The sequence below is a fragment of the Lentihominibacter sp. genome (assembly GCF_046951855.1).
Classification (GTDB): Bacteria; Bacillota; Clostridia; order Peptostreptococcales; family Anaerovoracaceae; genus Lentihominibacter; species Lentihominibacter hominis.
Genome location: NZ_JBKTXS010000023.1, coordinates 1 through 1,970 on the forward strand (window position 1 = coordinate 1; position 1,970 = coordinate 1,970).

Genomic DNA, 1,970 nt, shown 5'->3' on the forward strand with positions numbered 1-1,970 from the left:
GAAGAAATCCAAGCTGTATCCGATGAATGCAAAATGCGCGGCATACCTCTCTGGTCTCACTGTTTCGGAAGTGCCGGCAATTCGGTCAAGGCCGGAGCCGACTTCATCATACACGGATGGGATCTTAATGACGAAACCATAGATACTATGGCGGAAAACGGAATAATGCTATGCCCTACTATAAGTTTCCTTCCGGCATGGTTTGCCACTTACCCGCCAAACTACATACCCGAGCTCCATGATAAATTCCCGGGAGAAACCGTTACGGAAAAAGAATTGAACCGAATATATGATAATCTTCGCAAAGCTTTCTCCAAAGGTGTTTTGCTGACTATAGGATCCGACTCCTTTAATTCTAAAATAACGCCATACGGTGATACTGCTATTGGAGAAATTTACGAATTCATAACTAAAGCCGGTATCAGCGAAATGGATACCATCACAGCAGCTACCCTAAATGGGGCAAAAGCATTGCGAGCAGACGATATAACCGGTTCTCTGGAAGCCGGAAAAAGCGCTGATCTGTTGGTGCTTAAAGAGAATCCGCTCGATGATATACATGCTATATCTGTAGAAAATATGGAAATTATAATGAAAGAAGGAGAATTCGTAAAAAGATTATGATATCTCACTGCTTTCCGTCCAATAATACAGCAGGCGCAACAAAAATAACAAGGGAGATACCGAAATATGTATCTCCCTTTTATAGACTGTCAGTCTCTATATTATAATATTATCATAATATCCTTAAAGAAAAATTTTATAAATGGAGGTCACTATGCAATACACATCTCATTACACGTCTCCTATAGGCGATATCCTTTTGGCAGCAGATGATATCGGCCTTACCGGCCTATGGTTTGAAGGTCAGAAATATTATGCTTATAAACTGGAAGTTCAGCATAAGGAAAAAGAACTGCCAGTTTTAAAGGAAACAAAAAAATGGCTTGATATTTACTTTTCAGGCAAAAACCCTGATTTCACACCTCCTATCCACATGATAGGCTCTGATTTTCAAACTATGGTCTGGAAACTTCTTCTGAAAATCCCATATGGCAAAACTGTTACTTATGGAGAAATAGCCCATAAGGTAGCGGAAGAAAGGGGTCTTCCTCACATGTCCTCTCAAGCTGTAGGAGGAGCAGTAGGTCATAACGAGATTTCCGTTATTATTCCCTGCCACCGTGTAGTCGGATCAAATGGAAGCCTTACTGGATATGCAGGCGGAATAGATAAAAAAATCAAGCTTCTCACTCTTGAAAAAGCAGATATGAATCATCTGTTTATACCAAAGAAAGGTACAGCACTATAAACCGGTACTTTCAGAAAACAGAAAATGGGAGTTCTTAAAGATCAGCTTAAGTCTCCCATATGTTTTATTATTCTTTTATCTTTCCGTCAAGAGTCATAAGAACCTGATATCTCTCAGGGCGTCTGTCTCTGAATGTACATACCTCACGTCTGTATTCTGCCAGTTTATCAAGATCAAATGAAGCTGTTAGAATTTCTTCTGATTTTGTATCGGCTTCAGCGATTTTATTACCCCTGTTGTCAGAAATAAAGGATGCTCCCCAGAATCTTATCGCTGTGCTGCCCATTTCCTCTATTCCGATCCGATTAGATGCCACTATAGGCGTCATATTAGCTGCAGCATGTCCTAACATCACGTTTTGCCAATGATCGTAATCGTCAGGCTCTTTGTGAAGTTCCTCCGGAGGTACGGCAAAAGTCCCGATAGCGGTCGGATACAGCAATATCTCTGCGCCCATAAGTGCCATGGCTCTTGCAGCCTCAGGAAACCACTGATCCCAGCAAATACCGACACCTATTTTAGCATACTTTGTATCCCAAACTTTAAAGCCTGTATCTCCGGGACTAAAATAAAATTTTTCATAATATCCCGGATCATCAGGTATATGAGTTTTCCTGTAAATCCCTAAGTTAGATCCGTCGGCATCTATCACCATAAC

The 1,970-nt window shown here is 40.9% G+C and carries 3 protein-coding genes; 2 read left to right on the plus strand and 1 reads right to left on the minus strand.

Annotation, left to right across the window (positions count from 1 at the left end; genetic code table 11):
* The coding region (locus ACLR96_RS07115; protein ID WP_412265502.1) for an amidohydrolase family protein at positions 1 to 624 on the plus strand (624 nt) is incomplete at its 5' end.
* 154 nt (positions 625 to 778) lie between these two features.
* Positions 779 to 1,312 (plus strand): methylated-DNA--[protein]-cysteine S-methyltransferase, encoded by a 534-nt coding sequence (locus tag ACLR96_RS07120; RefSeq protein WP_177270885.1) that lies wholly within the window; start codon positions 779 to 781, stop codon positions 1,310 to 1,312.
* 67 nt (positions 1,313 to 1,379) lie between these two features.
* Here the strand turns inward: ACLR96_RS07120 and ACLR96_RS07125 are convergent.
* A partial coding sequence (locus tag ACLR96_RS07125) for a nitrilase-related carbon-nitrogen hydrolase (protein WP_412265505.1) occupies positions 1,380 to 1,970 on the minus strand: 591 nt, incomplete at its 5' end.